A 17555-nucleotide genomic window follows, 5' to 3' on the forward strand; every position below is an offset into this window, starting at 1 on the left:
GATCGAGGGGGAGGACCGGGGGCGGGACGCGCTGTTGTTGCACGGGCATCTGGACGTGGTGCCCGCGCGCAGGGAGGACTGGACGCGGGACCCGTTCGGCGGGGAGATCGCGGACGGGTGCGTCTGGGGCCGCGGGGCCGTGGACATGAAGGACATGGACGCGATGATCCTCGCGGTGGTGCGGCAGCGGTTGCGGGAGGGGCGGCGGCCGCCGCGGGACGTGGTGCTCGCGTTTCTGGCCGACGAGGAGGCCGGGGGCAAGTGGGGGGCTCAGTGGCTGGTGAAGGAGCATCCGGAGCTGTTCGAGGGGTGCACCGAGGCCGTGGGGGAGGTCGGCGGGTTCAGCCTGACGGTGCCCGGGGACCGGCGGATGTACCTCATCGAGACGGCGGAGAAGGGCATCGCGTGGATGAACCTGACCGCCAAGGGGACGGCGGGCCACGGGTCGATGGTGCATCCGGACAACGCGGTGACGGCCGTGGCGGCGGCGGTCGGGCGGCTGGGGTCGTACGAGTTCCCGGTGCGGTTGACGAAGTCGGTGCGGGCGTTCCTGGAGCGGGCGTGCATGGCGTACGGGGTGGAGTTCGATCCGGAGCGGCCGGAGAAGTGCCTGGAGCAGATCGGTCCGCTGGCGCGCATGATCGGCGCGACGCTGAAGAATACGCTCAATCCGACCCGGCTGGACGCCGGATATAAGACGAATGTCATTCCGCAGACGGCGTCCGCTCAGGTGGACGGACGCTTCCTTCCCGGGCATGAGGAGGAATTCTTCGCGGTAGTGGACGAACTGCTCGGTCCGGACGTCCAGCGGGATTTCGTCCATCATGACCACGCGCTCGAGACGGATTATGAGGGTGCGCTCGTCGCGGCGATGGAGGCGGCGCTGACCTCGGAGGACGCGGGCGCGCTGCCGGTCCCCTACTGCCTGAGCGGCGGGACGGACGCCAAGGCGTTCGCCCGGCTTGGTATGCGATGCTACGGTTTCGCGCCACTGAAACTACCCCCAGAGTTGGACTTTTCCGGAATGTTCCACGGGGTCGACGAACGCGTTCCCGTGGACGGTCTGCGCTTCGGCGTGCGGGTCCTCGACACATTCCTTGATCGGTCCTGAATTTTGCCATCTCCAATGCGTTCCGTGGTGCTATCGTCACCATTCGTTGAGGACGATCTGGTCGCAACGGAGGTTGGTCGGTGGCACGTGACGCGGCGCGGTCAGGGGCGGTCGCCGTCCCTCCGCGTCGCGCCGCGGTCGCCGTCCCTCCGCGTCGCGCCGCGGTCGCTGTCCAGCCGCGTCGCGCCGCGGTCGTCGGCCGGGCCGTCCGGCGGCTGCTCGTCCTCGCCGGGCTGCTGATCGCGGGGTGGCTCCTCGGGTGCGCCGCGCAGTCGGCCCACGCCGACGAGGTGCCCGCGGCGCAGGCGCACGTGGTCGCGGAGGCGCCCGTGCTGGGGCATGCGGTCGAGGCCGCGACCGACCGCCGGCCCGTGCCGGACGTGGTGCAGACCGTGATGGAGAAGCCGCCGCCGGTGGAAGCGGCGAAGGAACCGGTGGCGCACGATGCGCCCCTTCCGGAGGCTTCCGAGAGCGTTCAGGAAGTCGGCGACGCGCCCGTGACGGATGGCGCGATGACCGTTTCGCGGCCGCACCGGTGGACGCACAGGATCGCGTCGGCTCAGCAGGTTGAGAAGAACGACGGCCAAGGGGCGCAACGGAACGTCCAAAAACATCCGGTGCCGGTGCAGGCGCCGGAGCGGCCCGACGAGCATTCCGTCGCCGGTGGCCTCGTCATGCCCGGCGTTACCGCGGGCTTTCCCGGCGCCGTCGTGTGGACGCCGGCTCCCATGCGAGCGCCGTCGGGTCGCCCTCCCGGCGCACTGCCCCCGGCCGTCCGCACCGCAGCGGACGAGCCGTCCTTCGCGCCCGACTGATCACTGATCACTGACTCCGGACAGGGCCCTGTCCGCATGGCCGGGCCCGCCCTGTCCGGGACGTGCCGTGCCCTCCGCGGCACGTCGTCCCCCACGAGACCCACACATGACCGTGCGTCTCGATCCCCCCATTTCACTGAACGGAGCATCATGCGAACGTGGGCAAAGGGCACATCTCGTGCCGCGGTGCTCACCGCGGGCTTTGTCGCCCTCGGTGTCAGCGCCATCCCCGCCAACGCCTACGCCGACATCACCGACGGCACCGGCAGCGTCCTCGGCGGCAACCAGGTCGCCGCGCCGATCTCCGCGCCGGTCGACGTGAGCGGCAACGCCGCGGCCCTGCTCGGCACCTCGTCCGCCGGGTCCGTGGGCGGCGCCAAGGTCCGCGGCCACGGCGACGGCGGCGGGCAGATGACGTCCGGCACGGGCGGCGTCCTCTCCGGAAACCAGGTCAACGCGCCCGTCTCCGCGCCGGTGAACGTCTGCGGCAACGCCGTCGCCGTGCTCGGGCACACGGACGCGGGCTGCAAGGGCGGCGCCAAGGTCGTGGGCGGCGGCTCCGGCGGCCAGGTCACCGACGGGACGGGCGGCGTCATCGCCGGCAACCAGGCGAACGCGCCGATCTCCATCCCCGCCAACGTGTGCGGCAACGCCGTGGCGATCGCCGGCTTCGCGGTGGCCGGCTGCGAGGGCGGCTCCGCCGTCAAGGGCGGCTCCCACGTCATGGACGGCGGGCGGAGCGGGGCCGGACAGGAGACGTCCGGCCTGTTCGGCACCGGTAGCGGCAACCAGGCGGGCCTGCCGGTCAGCGCGCCCGCCGACGTCTGCGGGAACGCGGTCGGCGACGCGGCGGCGGCCTGCGCGGGCGGCGCGTCCACCGGCGACGGCGGTTACGGGACGGGCGGCGGCCAGGTCACCGACGGGACGGGCGGGGTGATCTCCGGCAACCAGGCCAGTGCCCCGATCGGCATCGTGGCGAACGTGTGCGGCAACGCCGTCGCCGTGCTCGGGCAGGCCGCCGCGTTCTGCGAGGGCGGCGCCCACGCGGGCGGCGGCTCCGGCGGCGACCAGTCCACGTCCGGGGTCGGCGGCGTCCTGTCCGGCAACCAGGGAAACGTGCCGGTCTCGCCCTCCGCGAACGTGTGCGGCAACGCCGCCGCGGTCATCGGCTTCGCCGTCGCGGCGTGCGAAGGCGGCCCCGGCCACGACGACGGCTACCCCCACCACCGGACGGCCCGCGCCGGTGAGCCGCTCCCGCTGAACCCGGGCGCGGCCACCCTGCCCGACCCGCCCAAGGCGGGCGCCAAGCTCCCCAAGGGCGTCGACCCGTCCGCGCTGAAGGGACTCCCGAAGGTGGACGGCCTGCTCAAGGGACGCGGCCTGCCGAAGACGGACGGTGTTTCCCAGACGGGCCGCCAGTCCCCGGCGACCACCCTCCCCAAGAGCGACGGTCTCCCCAAGACGCTGCCCAAGACCGACGCCCTGCCCAAGGGCGGGCTGCCCAAGGGCGGGCTGCCCAAGGGCGGGCTGCCCAAGGGCGGGCTGCCCAAGGGCAAGGGGCTGCCGTCCGGGACGAGGGCGCACGGGTCCGAGGGCCCGAAGACGCTGCCGGCGCCGCAGCAGATCCCCGGCGTGCCGGGCGGGGACGTCCTGCCGGCGAAGCCGGTCGTCCCGAAGCTCAAGACGGTGACCGAGAAGCTGCCGGAGCCCGCCGGAGCGGTCGTCGGCGGGCCGGTGTCCAAGGTCGTCCCGGCGACGGGTGAGCTCGGTCCGGTGAAGAAGGTCGCGGCGGAGGAGACGATCACCGGCGGCGCCGACGCCGGAGCGACGTGGACGCTGGCCGTGTCCGGGATGCTGGCCGCCACGGCCGGTGCGCTCGCGCTGTCCCGGCGCGCCCGCACGGGCCGCCGCTGAGAGGATCGAGCCGCCAGGCCCGCCAGGCCGTCAGACGATCGACGGCCCGGCCGGCAGGGTGAGTGAGGTGTCGCCCCCGCATCGCGGCCGGGCGTGGTCGTGACGCGGTGGCGATGAGGGTGCTTCGCCCGTCCCGGAAGGCGCGGTCCGGGACGGGCGAAGCCATGCCTGTGGATCACCGTCCGTCAAGGGGAACGTACGTAGTGCTACACTCCCGGACGGACCGCCAGTATCGGTCGAGGGCGGAGCTCGTCATCCGCTCGGCGGCGGGCGGGGCGGGAAGACGGTCAAGGGGCCGGAAGACGGTTATAACGTGCGGTCGGACGGCCGGAATCCGCGGACGGCCGGTCAGAACGTGCGGACGACGCGGATGACCTTGCGGCGGAGTTGAATACGGCGGCGGCCGTCCGGGTAGAGGCGCAACCGATCGATTTCCCAGCCGCCGCGCTCTGCGTGCTCGGTCATGATCTGCCGGGCGGTATCACGCGTGGTGCCGCGCGGCAGTGACAGGACGAGGTAGGTGTACTCCGCCATTGCGACCATTATTACTGGTCCACCGGGGGCCGGGCACCGTACGGTGGCGACCCCGTCCGCACGGCGGCCGGCGGCATGTCATCCTGTCTGGGGCGTGCGGCGGTGAGAATCCCGTTCGTCCGCGGGGGCGGAGCGATGATCGTGGGACGGTCGGGAGCGGCCCGCGGGCATGAACGCGCCGTCCCGCGACGTTGTACGAAGTCTGTAAGAAAGAGCCTGTTCAAGAGGACCAAGACAGCGAGGTTGGAGCGACTGTGCCAGCCAAGAACGGCACCGCGAACAGTGGCCGGAGCAACGGCGCCGGTACCCGCCTGGTGATCGTCGAGTCGCCTGCCAAGGCGAAGACGATCGCGGGGTACCTGGGGCGCGGCTACATCGTGGAGTCCAGTATCGGCCATATCCGGGACCTCCCGGGCAGCGCCTCGGAGGTGCCGGCCAAGTACAAGGGCGAGCCGTGGGCCAAGCTCGGCGTGAACGTCGAGCGCGAGTTCGAGCCGCTGTACGTCGTCAACTCCGACAAGCGGCAGCAGGTCCAGAAGCTGAAGAAGCTGCTCGCCGAGGCCGACGAGCTCTACCTCGCGACGGACGAGGACCGGGAGGGCGAGGCGATCGCCTGGCACCTCCAGGACGTCCTGAAGCCGAAGGTCCCCGTCCACCGGATGGTCTTCAACGAGATCACCAAGGACGCGATCCAGCGCGCCGCCGCGAACCCGCGTGAGCTGAACATGCGCCTGGTGGACGCGCAGGAGACGCGCCGCATCCTGGACCGCCTCTACGGGTACGAGGTCAGCCCCGTCCTGTGGAAGAAGGTCATGCCGAAGCTGTCGGCGGGCCGCGTGCAGTCGGTGGCGACGCGCCTGGTGGTCGAGCGGGAGCGGGAGCGGATCGCGTTCGTCCCGGCCCACTACTGGGACATCGCCGCCCTGTTCGACACAGGCAAGGACGAAGAACCGAAGGCGTTCAAGGCCGGGCTCGTCTCCGTGGACGGCAAGCGCGTCGCGCAGGGCCGGGACTTCGCGTCCGACGGCACCCTGAAGACGAGGGACGCGCTGCACCTCGACGAGCCCGCCGCCCGCGCGCTGGCCGAGCGGCTCCGGGACCGGCCGTACGAGGTCAAGTCCGTCGAGCGGAAGCCCTACACCCGCCGCCCGTACCCCCCCTTTCGGACGACGACCCTCCAGCAGGAGGCGAGCCGGAAGCTGAACTACTCCGCCAAGTACACGATGTCGGTGGCGCAGAAGCTGTACGAGAACGGCTTCATCACGTACATGCGAACCGACTCGATCACGCTGTCGGAGACGGCGATCACGGCGGCGCGGCGGCAGGCGGCGTCGCTGTTCGGCGGCGAGTACGTGCCGGACAAGCCGCGCGTCTACGCGTCCAAGGTGAAGAACGCGCAGGAGGCGCACGAGGCGATCCGCCCGGCGGGCGACACGTTCCGGACGCCGGCGGAGACGGGCCTGTCCGGCGACCAGTTCCGGCTGTACGAGCTGATCTGGAAGCGGACGATCGCTTCCCAGATGAAGGACGCGACCGGCCAGTCCGTGTCGATCCGCGTCACCGGGCTGTCGACGCAGAACGAGCGGGCCGAGTTCGGCGCGACCGGTAAGACGATCACGTTCTACGGATTCCTCAAGGCGTACGTGGAGAGCGCGGACGACCCGTCCACCGACCGGGACGACCAGGAGCGGCGGCTGCCGAACCTGGCCGAGGGCGACCCGCTGACCGCCACGGCCGTGGACGCGGAGGGCCACTCCACCCGCCCGCCGGCGCGCTACACCGAGGCGAGCCTGGTGAAGGAGCTGGAGGAGCGGGAGATCGGGCGCCCGTCCACCTACGCCTCGATCATCGGGACGATCCTGGCCCGCGAGTACGTGTTCAAGAAGGGCACGGCGCTCGTCCCGTCGTTCCTGGCGTTCGCCGTGGTCAACCTGCTGGAGCAGCACTTCGGCAACCTGGTCGACTACGACTTCACCGCGCACATGGAGGACGGTCTCGACGAGATCGCCCGCGGTGAGGCGGAGCGCGTCCGCTGGCTGACGCGGTTCTACTTCGGCGCCGAGGGCGAGGAGGGCCTGAAGGAGCTGGTCGGCGACATCGGCGACATCGACGCCAAGGGCGTCAGCTCGTTCCCGATCAAGGACTCCGACATCATGGTGCGGGTCGGCCGGTACGGGTCGTATCTCGACCGGGACGGCGAGCGCGCCAACATCCCGGACGACATCGCGCCCGACGAGCTGACCGCCGACAGGGCCGCGGAGCTGCTCGCGCAGCCGTCCGGCGACCGGGAGCTCGGCACGGACCCGGCGACCGGCCACACGATCGTCGCCAAGTCGGGACGGTTCGGCCCTTACGTCACCGAGATCCTGCCCGAGCCCGCCCCGCCCGCCGAGGGCGAGAAGAAGAAGCGGACGAAGAAGGCGGACACCCCCAAGCCGCGCACCGGTTCCCTGTTCAAGTCGATGTCGCTCGACACGATCACGCTCGACGACGCGCTGAAGCTGCTGTCGCTGCCGCGCACGCTCGGCGACCTGGACGGCGAGCCGGTGACCGCGCAGAACGGACGTTTCGGCCCGTACATCAAGCGGGGGACCGACAGCCGTTCGCTCTCCTCGGAGGACGAGCTGTTCACCGTCACGCTGGAGCAGGCGAAGGAGCTGTTCGCGCAGCCGAAGCAGCGGGGCCGCCGGGCCGCGTCTGCCGCGCCGCTGCGCGAGCTGGGCAAGGACCCGGCGAGCGAGAAGCCGGTCGTGGTGAAGGAGGGGCGTTTCGGCCCGTACGTCACCGACGGCGAGACGAACGCGAGCCTCCGCAAGGGCGACGAGGTCGAGTCCATCACCATCCAGCGCGCCGCGGAGCTGCTGGCGGAGCGCCGTGAGAAGGTGGCCGCGGGCGGCGGTAAGAAGAAGCCGGCAACCCGCCGTCGAACCTCCGCAAAGTCCGGCTCCTAGGGACATCTACGCCGATACCCTGACCGACATGACCAGAACGGGCGCATCCCGGCCGCACCCCGCAGCGTCACCGCCGCCGGGCGTTTCGCCTCTACCGTCGAGCGGGCCGTTCCGGCGGCTGCGGTCCGCGCTGTCGCTGTCCGGCCTCGGCCTGTGGCTCAGTGTTCCGGCGCTGACCGCGATGGCCGCGACGCTGACCCGCGACGACGATGCGGCAGCGCAGGCGCAGGCGGTCGGCGCCGTGCTCGCGCTGATGCTGCTGCCTGCGGTGCTGCTCGCGCCGCTCGGCGGGATGCTCGCCGCCCGCGTCGACCGCCGGCTCATGCTGCTGATCGCGGACGTGCTGCGGCTGGTGCTGCTCGCGACGGTCCCGCTCGTCGGCACGCTGCCGTGGACGATGGCCGCCGCGTTCCTCGTCGCCTTCCTGGGCCTGCTGTGGACGCCGGCGGCGCGCGCGTCGCTGCCCGCGCTCGCCGCGGACGAGGACCGGCGGGCCCGCGCCCACCGGTCGGCGACCCGGGTCGTGTTCGGCCCGGCCCCCGTCGCCGCGCTGCTGTTCGCGGTCCTCGCTTTGATCGCGGACGGGACGCTCGGCCGCGGCTCCCGCGCCGACCTCGCCCTGTACGTGACGGCCGCCGTCTTCCTGGCCTCGGGCGCCGTCGTCGCCGCGATCCGCGACATCCCGGCCTCGGTGCCGATCCATGTCGAGTCGCCGCTGAAGCTGCTCTTCCAGGGGCCCGGGACGGGCGCCGTCCGCGGCCTCGGCCTGGCCGTCACGGCGGCGTCCCTCGCGTCCTGCGCGGTCGTCGCGGTCGCCCGCGTCCACACCGGTGAACTGGGCGGGGGCGACGCGGGCTACGGCACCGTCCTCGCCGGTCTCGCGCTGGGCGTCGGCTCCGGGCTGTTCCTAGGGCCGCGCGTGCTCGTCCCGTTCAGCCGCCGACGGCTCCTCGGCCTCGCCGTTCTCGCCGCTGCCGTCACGCTCGTGGTGCTGGCGCTCGTCCAGAACCTCGTGGTCGTCGTGTTCGCCACGGGCCTGCTGGGCGTGTTCGCCGGGGCGGCTTGGACGACGGGCTCGACCGTCCTCAACGACCCGGACGGTCTCGCCGACTCCGACTCGCCGGACGATTCCCGTCCGTCCGCCTACCTGCGCTCGGTCGCCGTCGTCACCGCCGTGGTCGTGTTCGCGGTCGTCCCGCTGATCGCCGGGGCTGTCGGCTCGCACCGCATCGACCTCGGCGGCGGCGTGTACGACGTCACCGGGACGGGTGCCGCGCTCCTCATCGCCGCCGTGGCGGCCCTGCTCGCGGGCGCCGTCGCGTACAAGCGGCTGGACGACCGGCGCGGCATCCCGCTCCTGCCCGACCTGCGCGCCGCGCTGCACGGCGAGGTCTACACGCCGCCGGAGCAGGCCGCGGCCGCTGCCGCCGCCGCGCAGCCCGTCCACCGGGGGCAGCGCGGCGTGTTCGTCGCGTTCGAGGGCGGCGAGGGCGCCGGGAAGACCACCCAGGCGCGGCTCGCCGCGATCTGGCTCCGCGACCACGGCTACGACGTCGTCACCACGCAGGAACCGGGCGCCACCAAGATCGGGATGCGGCTGCGCGCGATGTTGCTGGACCGCGACACCACGGGCCTGTCCGTCCGCGCCGAGACGCTGCTGTACGCCGCCGACCGCGCCGACCACATCGCGAACGTCATCAAGCCTGCGATGGAGCGCGGCGCGATCGTCGTCAGCGACCGCTACGTCGACTCGTCCCTCGCCTACCAGGGCTTCGGACGGCAGCAGCGGGTCGAGGACATCGCCCGCGTGAACGCCTGGGCCACCGGGGGCCTCGTCCCGGACCTGACCGTCCTGCTGGAGATCCCGCCGCGCGCCGGCCTCGACCGGCTGTCGGCGCCCGCCGACCGCATCGAGTCCGAGTCGGCCGACTTCCACGAGCGCGTCCGCGCCGGATTCCGCGCCCTCGCCGAGGCCGACCCGGACCGCTACCTGATCCTGGACGCGAGCCGCCCGCAGGCCGAGCTGAGCCGCGAGATCCAGTACCGCATCCGCGAGATCCTCCCCGACCCGGTCCCGGCCGGGACCGAGGACGTCACGAGCACGTTCCCCGTCATCACGGACCTGTGACCCGGCTAGCCTCGTACCCATGAGCGTCTGGGATGACCTGGTGGGGCAGGAGCCCGTCGTCGCGCAGCTGTCGTCGGCCGCGGAGAACGACGGCGGCCTCGCCCACGCCTGGCTCTTCACCGGCCCGCCCGGCGCCGGGCGCGTCACGGCGGCGCGGGCGTTCGCTGCGGCGTTGCAGTGCGAAGAGGTGCCGCGAGGGTGCGGGCACTGCCCGTCCTGCCACCAGGTGCTCCAGGGGACGCACGCCGACATCGAGGTCGTCCGTCCGGCGGGGCTGTCCTACGGCGCGGCGGAGGCCCGGCGGCTGGTGCTGCGCGCGTCGTCGTCGCCGAGCGGCGGCCGCTGGCAGATCGTGCTCTTCGAGGACGCCGACCGCGCGACGGAGTCGGCGGCGAACGTGCTGCTGAAGGCGATCGAGGAGCCCCCGGCCCGGACGCTCTGGCTGCTGTGCACCCCCTCGCCGGACGACCTGCTGGTGACGATCAAATCCCGCTGCCGGGTCGTGACACTGCGCACCCCGCCGGTCGCGGCGGTCGCGGACGTGCTCGTCCTGCGGGACGGCATCGACCGGGAGACGGCCGAGTCGGCGGCGCGCGCGGCGCAGGGCCACATCGGCCAGGCGCGGCGGCTCGCCACGAACCCGGAGGCGCGGGAGAGGCGCGCGGCCGTGATGTCCGTGCCGCGGAGGCTGACCTCGGTGGGTCCGGCTGTCGCGGCGGCGGAGGCCATCGTGAAGGCCGCCGAGGCGGAGGCGAAGGTCCGGACCGAGGAACTGGACGACGCTGAGACGTCCGCGATGCGCAAGGCGCTCGGCGAGAGCGAGAAGGGCCGCATGCCGCGCGGAACGGCGGGCGCCCTCAAGGACCTAGCGGATCGCCAGAAGTCGCGCGCGACGCGGGCCAAGCGCGACGCCCTGGACCGGACGCTGCTCGACCTCGCGTCCTACTACCGGGACGTCCTGACGCTGCAGCTCGGCACCGGCAGCGAGTTGCTCAACGTCGATCTCGCCCCTGAGCTGCGAACATCGGCGGCGGACGGACGTCCCGAGGACACGCTCAGGCGGCTGGACGCGATCATGGCGTGCCGGGAGCGGCTGGAGCTGAACGTCAACCCGCTGCTCGCCGTCGAGGCGCTCACGCTGGCGCTGCGCACCGGCTGAGTACCGGCTTGGGTACCGCCCGCGCACCGGCTGGGTACCGGCCGCGCATCGTCCGCGCACCGGCGGGGGTACCGCCCGAGTCCGCTCGGATGGGCGACCGAAACCCCTGCCTTACAAGAGATCTCCCTTTTCGTTATATAACCGTTCGCATCTCTCAACGGGAACATACGTACCTTGCTCCTCGCTTGGGCCCCGATCCCCGGGCCGCTCCCCCACTGCCAGGAGGTCTGCTTTGCGGCGAGCCTTGATTTCCGCCGCGTGCGCCGTCACGACCGTGACGGCCCTCGCGTTCCCAGCGTCAGCGGCTCCGAACCCAACGCAGGCTAAGGGTGAGGTTTCGGAGTACGTCGTCCTCTACAAGGAGGACGTGTCCTCTAGCAGTGCCCGTCGTGCGGTGCGGGAGGCCGGAGGCGAGATCGTCCACGAGAACCGGGACGTGGGCGTCGCGACCGTCCGGTCAGAGAACCCGGCGTTCATCCAGGACGCCATGGACGAGCGCGCCCTGGAAGGCGTCGCGCACAACCGCGTCATCGGCCAGGCGCCGAAGACGGCGAAGAAGAAGTCCGCGAAGGTCGAGCAGCTCGTCGGCACGAAGAACGCGGTGTCCTTGGACGGCAGGCCGTCCAAGGACAAGGAGCCGCTGGCCGACCTGCAGTGGGACATGAAGCAGATCCACGCGACGGCGGACGGCTCGTACAAGAAGGAGCCGGGCGACAAGCGCGTGCTGGTCGGCGTCCTGGACACCGGCGTGGACGGCGACCACCCTGACATCAAGCCGAACTTCAACAGCAAGCTCAGCCGCAACTTCACCACCGACATCCCGACCGACGCCAACGGCGCCGAGGTCGACGGCCCGTGCGAGTTCAAGGGCTGCGTCGACCCCAACGACTGGGACGACAACGACCACGGGACGCATGTCGCGTCCACGATCGCCTCGCCGCGCAACGGCCTCGGGATGTCCGGCGTCGCGCCGAACGTCTCGATCGTCAACCTGCGCGTCGGCCAGGACTCCGGCTACTTCTTCCTCCAGCCGACCGTGGACGGCCTGACGTACGCGGCCAAGAACGGCATCGACGTCGTCAACATGTCCTACTACGTGGACCCGTGGCTCTGGAACTGCGGCAACAACCCGGCCGACAGCCCCCAGGACCAGCTTGAGCAGCGCACCATCGTCACGGCCGTGCAGCGGGCGCTGGACTTCGCGCACGAGCGGGACGTCACGCTGGTCGCCGCCGCCGGCAACGAGCGCGTCGACTACACCAAGACGAACGTGGACGACTCCAGCCCGGACTTCCCGTCCGTCCCCGGTGAGAAGCCGTACGAGCGGACGATCCCGGCGAGCTGCATCTCGATGCCGTCCGAGGGCAAGAACGTCATCCCGGTCTCCTCGACCGGGCCGAGCACCCGCAAGTCGTACTTCAGCAGCTACGGCAACGGGTACGTCGCGGTGGCCGCGCCGGGCGGCGACAAGGTCGACACGGCGGACCAGCGTCCGGACGACCGCGCCGGGATCTGGGCCGCCTACCCCGAGCGCCTCGCGAAGGAGCGTGGCGAGCTGAACCCGGACGGCACGCCGAAGGTGCCGAACATCATCCGCAGCTGCAAGGGCGACGACTGCGCCTACTACCAGTCGATCCAGGGCACCTCGATGGCGTCGCCGCACGCCGTCGGCGTCGCCGCCCTGATCGTCAGCAAGTACGGGCAGCGGGACCGCGGCCGCGGCGGGCTCACCCTCGACCCGCGCGCCGTGGAATGGGCGCTGCGCGGAACCGCGACCGAGAAGGAATGCCCGAGCCCGCGGGCCTTCGAGTACGTCTGGTACACGCTGCAGGACGGCAAGTGGGTGAAGAACACGTCGACGCAGACCTGCGAAGGCTCGAAGGGCCGGAACGGGTTCTTCGGCAGCGGCATCGTGGACGCCCTGAACGCCGTCAGCCACTGACGCCGTCACGTAGGCGTCGCTGACCCGATCTGTATCGCATAGCGAAGCGGCTCAGGACCGAGACCGGTCCTGAGCCGCTTCGCTAATTTGTCGAGTCCCGCCTTGCTCGCTTCTTTCGCCTTCGCGGCAAAAAGCAACCTGCGAGGGCCGGCGGTGTCTCTGATACATGGAAGGTCAACTTCTCAGCAATGAAGGACCGGACCCGCTCATCCGATCCCGCCTGGTGGCCGCCTCAGCGAGGCGTCCCGGATGAGCGGGGCTGAGCCGATGGTCGCCGAACGTCCGCCGGACCGTCCGCACGAGGCGTCCCTCACCGACGCGACGTCGACCGACGCGACGTCAGCGGTCACCGATCTCTACCGAGGGCATGCGCTGGGGCTGATGCGCCTCGCGCTGATGATGGTCGGGGACCGGGGGACGGCCGAGGACGTCGTCCAGGACGCGTTCGCCGGCCTCTACAAGCGGTGGTCGCGGCTGCAGGACCGCAACAAGGCGCTCACGTACGTGCGGTCCGCCGTCCTGAACCGGTCGCGGACGGTGCTCCGGCGGCGCGGCAGGCCGTTCCGCACCGTCCACCAGCCGCCCGTCTGGTCCGCCGAGGCGGCGGCCATGGTCGCGGAGGACCGCCGGGAGGTCATGGAGGCGCTGCACCGGCTTCCCGTCCGGCAGCGTGAGGCCCTGGTCCTGCGCTACTTCTGCGATCTGTCGGAGCAGGAGATCGCCGCCGCGATGCGGGTGAGCCGCGGCACCGTCAAGTCGACCACGTCCCGGGCGATCGCCGCGCTGGCACGGATTCTCAAGGAGGAGCGGTGAACGGACCCGAAGAACGCCTGACGGACGCGCTGAAGGACGTCGGGGAGACCGTCCGCCCAGCGGACGTGCCACCGCCGCCGTTCCCGGACCGGCCGCCGTCGCCCGGGGTGTTGTCGCGCCCGCTGGCCGTGGGCGCCTTGATCACCGCGTTGGTCCTGGTCATGGGGGGTGTGGTCGTGGGCGGCCACGTCGCCCTGGACCGGACGCTCGGCGCCCAATCCGGGAAGAACGCTGCGGCGACGTCCAGCGAGCGCAGGGTGGCGGTGTTCCTGTGCGTTCCGACGGCCTCCAACTCCGCCTGCGCGATGAAGGCGGCGAGCGAGCTCCAGAAGCAGGACGTCCGGCGGCGGCTGGAGGCCATGCCGCAGGTGCGGCGCCTCACCTACGAGTCGCAGGAGCAGGCGTACGCGAGATTCAAGGAACGGTTCGCCGCCAACGAGGACTTCGTGGCGAAGACCCGGATGAGTGACCTTGCCGACTCGTTCCGCGTCGAGGTCGCGGACGAGGAGGCCGCGAGGGCGGTGAAGGCCGCGATCGATGGCCTTCCCGGCGTGGACAAGGCCGTCATCGAGCCCGTTGCGCCTCGGGCATGATGGAGAGATGCCGTATCGCGTCACTTTCGTCTGCACGGGGAACATCTGCCGCTCGCCGATGGCCGAATGGGTCCTGCGCCAGCACGTCGAGGACGAGGGCCTCGACGTGGAGGTGGACAGCTCCGGAACCGGCGGCTGGCATGTCGGCGACGAGGCCGACGAGCGGACGGTCGCGGCGCTGCACCGTGCCGGATACCGGTCGGCGCACATAGCCCGGCAGTTCGAGCCCGGCTGGTTCGGCCGCTACGACCTGATCATCGCGCTGGACGAGGGGCACCGGCGGGCGCTGCGCTCGATGGCACCGGACGAGGAGGCCCGCGGCAGGGTCCGGCTGCTCCGCGAGTTCGACCCGGACGCCGACGCGGCGGACCTCGACGTCCCAGACCCGTACTACGGCGGCCGGGCAGACTTCGATCTCGTCCTTGAGCAGGTGGAGGCCGCCGTCCCCGGTCTCCTGGAGGAGATCCGCACGGTGCTCAAGGAGCGCTGAGCCGCGTGCGCGGCGGGGCGCCGTCCGGCCGGGTGCGCGATCGGGTCGAGCGGCTCCTCGGGGTCGGGGTGGACGGCCTGCACGGCCTGGGGTCCAGCCACTCGTGGACGCTGCACCGCGCGTCCCTGGCCGATGGCCGCGAGGTTTTCGTGAAGGCCGCGGACGAATCCGTAAGAAACGGGAGCGGCGACCTGGACGGCGTGTTCGCGGCGGAGGCGGCGGGCCTGCGCTGGCTGTCGGAGGCGACCGCTCCCGAGCCGGGCCCCAGGGCACCCGTTCCGGAGGTGGTGGCGGCGGATGAGCACATGCTCGTCCTGCCGTGGCTGCCGTCCGGGTCGCCGTCCCCGTCCAGCGCGGAACGGCTCGGACGGGAACTGGCCGCACTCCACACCACGTCCCGTCCGACCGCCTACGGCGCCCCCTGGGACGGCTACATCGCCGATCTCCCGCTCGACAACACCCTGGCGCCGGGCGACCGTGGCTGGGCCGGATGGTACGCCGAGCGCCGCCTTGAACCGTTCCTGCGCCTGGGCGCCCGCCACCTGTCGTCCGCCGACATCCGCCTGGTCGAGCGCGTCATGGCGGACATCGAGACGCTCGCCGGCCCGCCCGAGCCGCCGAGCCGCATTCACGGAGACCTGTGGTCCGGCAACGTCCTGTGGACGGACGGCCGGGCGCTGCTCATCGACCCCGCGGCCCACGGCGGTCACCGCGAGACCGACCTGGCCATGATGGCGCTGTTCGGGACGCCGCACCTGGAACGGATCCTCGCCGCCTACGACGAGACCGCGGCGCTCGCGGACGGATGGCGCGTCCGCTTCCCACTGCATCAGTTGCATCCTCTCCTAGTGCATGTGGCACTGTTCGGCGAGTCGTATCGTGCATCCCTGACCGACGCGGCCCACGCCGCCCTCGGCTAACACGCCGCGCTCGGCTGACGCGCCGCTTGGCCAACGCGCCGCTTGGCTGACGCGGCGTGCTCAGGTGGCGCGCCGCTCGGGTGGCGCGCCGCTTGGCTGGCGCGGCGTGCTCGGGTGGCGTGGCGCTTGGCTAGCGCGGCGCGCTCGCCTGGCGGCCCTCGGCTGATGCGGCGCGGTCGCAGGGAATCTGGTTTCGCTTCGATGTGGTAACTCCGCGTTCATGGGTTTTTGTCGCGATGGAGATGAGGTAGAAACGACGGGCGACACGGACGCGGCAGAGCAGCGGAAAGGCAGGTGCGGGACGACCCGATGGACGGCAGGCGCGAGAATCCACCCTGGAGGGGCCTCATCCCCATCGCCGTCGCCGCCGCCGCGGCGCTGTTCGTCGGCGGCGGGATGGACGTCGTCCACCGGCACCAGCGCGCCGCCGAGAAGGAGCACGAGGCGGCGCCCGCCGCCGAGTCCAAGAAGACCGAGCCCCGGTTCGTCGTCGGGGTCGCCGAGTCGGGCACGGCGCTCATCGTCCGCGACGTCCGCAGCGGTGCGGACGTCGGGCTGCCCGTCGCCGCGCCGCAGGGCCGCCGCTTCCACCGCGTCGCCGCGTTGAAGGACGGCTCGTACGTCGTCGCGTCCTACGCCGGCCGCGCGGTGACGTTCCACCGCCTCACGCTGCAGGACAACGGACGTCCCAAAGACCTCAAGGACATCCCGAAGGCCATCGTGCCCGGCGTGTCCACGTCATGGTCGGACCTAGCCGTGAGCCCGACCGGCGACCGCATCGCCTACGTCACCTACCAGGGTGCCCGCGGCCGCGTGGACGTGGTCGCCGCCGGCACCGGCGTCCACAGGGTGTGGACGACGAAGCTGCCCGCCCGCGTGAGCAGCCTCGCCTGGTCCGGCACGACGCTCTCGTTCGTGTGGAGCCCGGTCGTCCGTTCCACGAGCGGCAAGGTTGTGGGGCCCAAACATCAGCTCCGGACGCTCAACATCGATGGCCCTACGGGCGACCTGAAACTGAGCAAGGCCGTCCTGACCCTCCCCAAGGGCGGCACTACGGCGATCCTGAGCCGTGACGGCAAGACCGTATTCGCCGGCATCGTGAAGAACTCGCAAATGTCCGTGCAGGCGCTCAGTGTGGTGGGGGAGCCCACCAAGGTCCTGTGGCACCAGAAGGTGAAGGACGAACTGACCAGCCTCGACACCGCACACACAGGAAAAGCGCTCCTGGCGACCGCCGGGGACCTCTATACGGCGGATGTCGCCGTCCCAGGGGAAGATCTCGCAGACGCCGCCTGGTGAGCCCGGCTTCCGGACGGCCTAAAGTGGGTCGCACGGAATCGGGCGAACGGAGCGAAACCGTGGGCATGGTGATGGCAGTCAGCTTCACCCGTTACGGCCGGCTCTATTACCTCGACCCCGGTACGCACAGCCCGAAGGTGGGCGACAAGGTCCTCGTCCCCACCGATTCCGGCCCCGAGGTCGCCGAATGCGTCTGGGCGCCGCAGTGGGTCTCCGACGACATCGGCGGCCTCCCCGAATGCGCGGGCCCCGCCACCGACGAGCACCTGGCCCGCGACGAGACCAACCGCCGCCGCCGCGCCGAGGGCCGCTCGATCGCCAAGCGCCTCATCCGCAAGCACGAACTCCCCATGAAGGTCATCGGCGTCGACTTCCTCGACACCGAGAACGTCTTCAAGATCTACTTCACCGCGCCGCACCGCGTCGACTTCCGCGCCCTCGTCCGCGACCTGGCCCGCGGCATCAAGGCACGCGTCGAACTCCGCCAGGTCGGCCCCCGCGACGAGGCCCGACTCCAGGGCGGCATCGGCCCCTGCGGCCGCGATCTGTGCTGCGCCACGTTCCTGAAGGACTTCGAGCCCGTCTCGGTCCGGATGGCGAAGGAGCAGGACCTTCCCGTCAACCCGCTGCGCATCGCGGGCGCGTGCGGGCGCCTGATGTGCTGCCTGAAATACGAGCATCCGCTTTACGTCAAGGCGCACGAAAGAATGCCCGCGCTGGGGTCGCGCGTGGACACCCCTAACGGCCCGGGCCAGGTGGTGGGACGCAACGTGCCGTCCGACAAGGTGACCGTCCGTCTGGCGAGCGGCGGCCGCTGCTCCTGCCCGTCCGCCTCGGTCTGCTCCCCACGCCGCCAACACGACGCCATGTACGACCACCCCACCCC

15 protein-coding genes are annotated in these 17555 nt (G+C 71.6%); 13 read left to right on the plus strand and 2 right to left on the minus strand.

The window, feature by feature from the left end; translation table 11 throughout:
* A partial coding sequence (locus tag E1287_RS35530; protein ID WP_131969667.1) for a M20/M25/M40 family metallo-hydrolase occupies positions 1-1111 on the plus strand: 1111 nt, incomplete at its 5' end.
* Between the two features lie 101 nt (positions 1112-1212).
* Here E1287_RS35530 and E1287_RS35535 read toward each other — a convergent pair.
* Complete coding sequence (locus E1287_RS35535; RefSeq protein ID WP_131969668.1) at positions 1213-1452, minus strand: hypothetical protein; 240 nt, start codon at positions 1450-1452, stop codon at positions 1213-1215.
* On the opposite strand from E1287_RS35535, the gene E1287_RS35540 reads away from it, so the two are divergent.
* Both E1287_RS35540 and E1287_RS35545 read left to right on the plus strand, forming a co-directional pair.
* Positions 1441-1926: a hypothetical protein gene (locus tag E1287_RS35540; RefSeq protein WP_131969669.1), complete on the plus strand. Its 486-nt coding sequence runs from the start codon at positions 1441-1443 to the stop codon at positions 1924-1926. The two genes, E1287_RS35535 and E1287_RS35540, sit on opposite strands and share 12 nt — an antisense overlap.
* A gap of 150 nt (positions 1927-2076) precedes the next feature.
* A complete protein-coding gene (locus E1287_RS35545; RefSeq protein WP_165969364.1) occupies positions 2077-3840 on the plus strand; it encodes a chaplin family protein in 1764 nt (587 codons plus the stop codon).
* 348 nt (positions 3841-4188) lie between these two features.
* On the opposite strand, the gene E1287_RS35550 is transcribed toward E1287_RS35545, so the two are convergent.
* Positions 4189-4374, minus strand: coding sequence for a DUF5703 family protein (locus tag E1287_RS35550; RefSeq protein WP_117404471.1), 186 nt, complete (start codon positions 4372-4374; stop codon positions 4189-4191).
* 254 nt (positions 4375-4628) lie between these two features.
* Here E1287_RS35550 and topA point away from each other — a divergent pair, with 254 nt between their 5' ends.
* The 10 genes from topA to ricT all read left to right on the plus strand — a co-directional run.
* Positions 4629-7325, plus strand: a complete 2697-nt coding sequence (gene topA, locus E1287_RS35555; RefSeq protein ID WP_243719655.1) for a type I DNA topoisomerase — start codon at positions 4629-4631, stop codon at positions 7323-7325.
* 28 nt (positions 7326-7353) lie between these two features.
* The gene (tmk, locus tag E1287_RS35560) at positions 7354-9453 is read left to right on the plus strand and encodes a dTMP kinase (RefSeq protein WP_131969671.1); all 2100 of its coding nucleotides are present in this window, start codon (positions 7354-7356) and stop codon (positions 9451-9453) included.
* Between the two features lie 19 nt (positions 9454-9472).
* Complete coding sequence (locus tag E1287_RS35565; protein ID WP_131969672.1) at positions 9473-10612, plus strand: DNA polymerase III subunit delta'; 1140 nt, start codon at positions 9473-9475, stop codon at positions 10610-10612.
* A gap of 367 nt (positions 10613-10979) precedes the next feature.
* Positions 10980-12554 (plus strand): S8 family serine peptidase, encoded by a 1575-nt coding sequence (locus E1287_RS35570; protein WP_243719656.1) that lies wholly within the window; start codon positions 10980-10982, stop codon positions 12552-12554.
* Positions 12555-12803: 249 nt separating this feature from the next.
* A complete protein-coding gene (locus E1287_RS35575; protein WP_243719657.1) occupies positions 12804-13367 on the plus strand; it encodes a SigE family RNA polymerase sigma factor in 564 nt (187 codons plus the stop codon).
* Positions 13364-13960, plus strand: coding sequence for a permease-like cell division protein FtsX (locus E1287_RS35580; RefSeq protein ID WP_131969674.1), 597 nt, complete (start codon positions 13364-13366; stop codon positions 13958-13960). The genes E1287_RS35575 and E1287_RS35580 overlap by 4 nt, the downstream gene beginning before the upstream one ends.
* A 7-nt stretch (positions 13961-13967) precedes the next feature.
* Complete coding sequence (locus E1287_RS35585; RefSeq protein WP_131969675.1) at positions 13968-14450, plus strand: low molecular weight protein-tyrosine-phosphatase; 483 nt, start codon at positions 13968-13970, stop codon at positions 14448-14450.
* Positions 14451-14455: 5 nt separating this feature from the next.
* Positions 14456-15370, plus strand: a complete 915-nt coding sequence (locus tag E1287_RS35590; RefSeq protein WP_243719658.1) for a fructosamine kinase family protein — start codon at positions 14456-14458, stop codon at positions 15368-15370.
* A 294-nt stretch (positions 15371-15664) separates the two neighbouring features.
* Positions 15665-16669 carry a hypothetical protein gene (locus E1287_RS35595; protein ID WP_243719659.1) on the plus strand — a complete coding sequence of 335 codons (1005 nt, stop codon included), beginning with the start codon at positions 15665-15667 and terminating at the stop codon, positions 16667-16669.
* A gap of 65 nt (positions 16670-16734) precedes the next feature.
* The coding region (gene ricT, locus E1287_RS35600) for a regulatory iron-sulfur-containing complex subunit RicT (protein WP_131969680.1) at positions 16735-17555 on the plus strand (821 nt) is incomplete at its 3' end.

Origin of the sequence: Actinomadura sp. KC06, from assembly GCF_004348735.1 — a bacterium.
GTDB lineage: Bacteria > Actinomycetota > Actinomycetes > Streptosporangiales > Streptosporangiaceae > Spirillospora.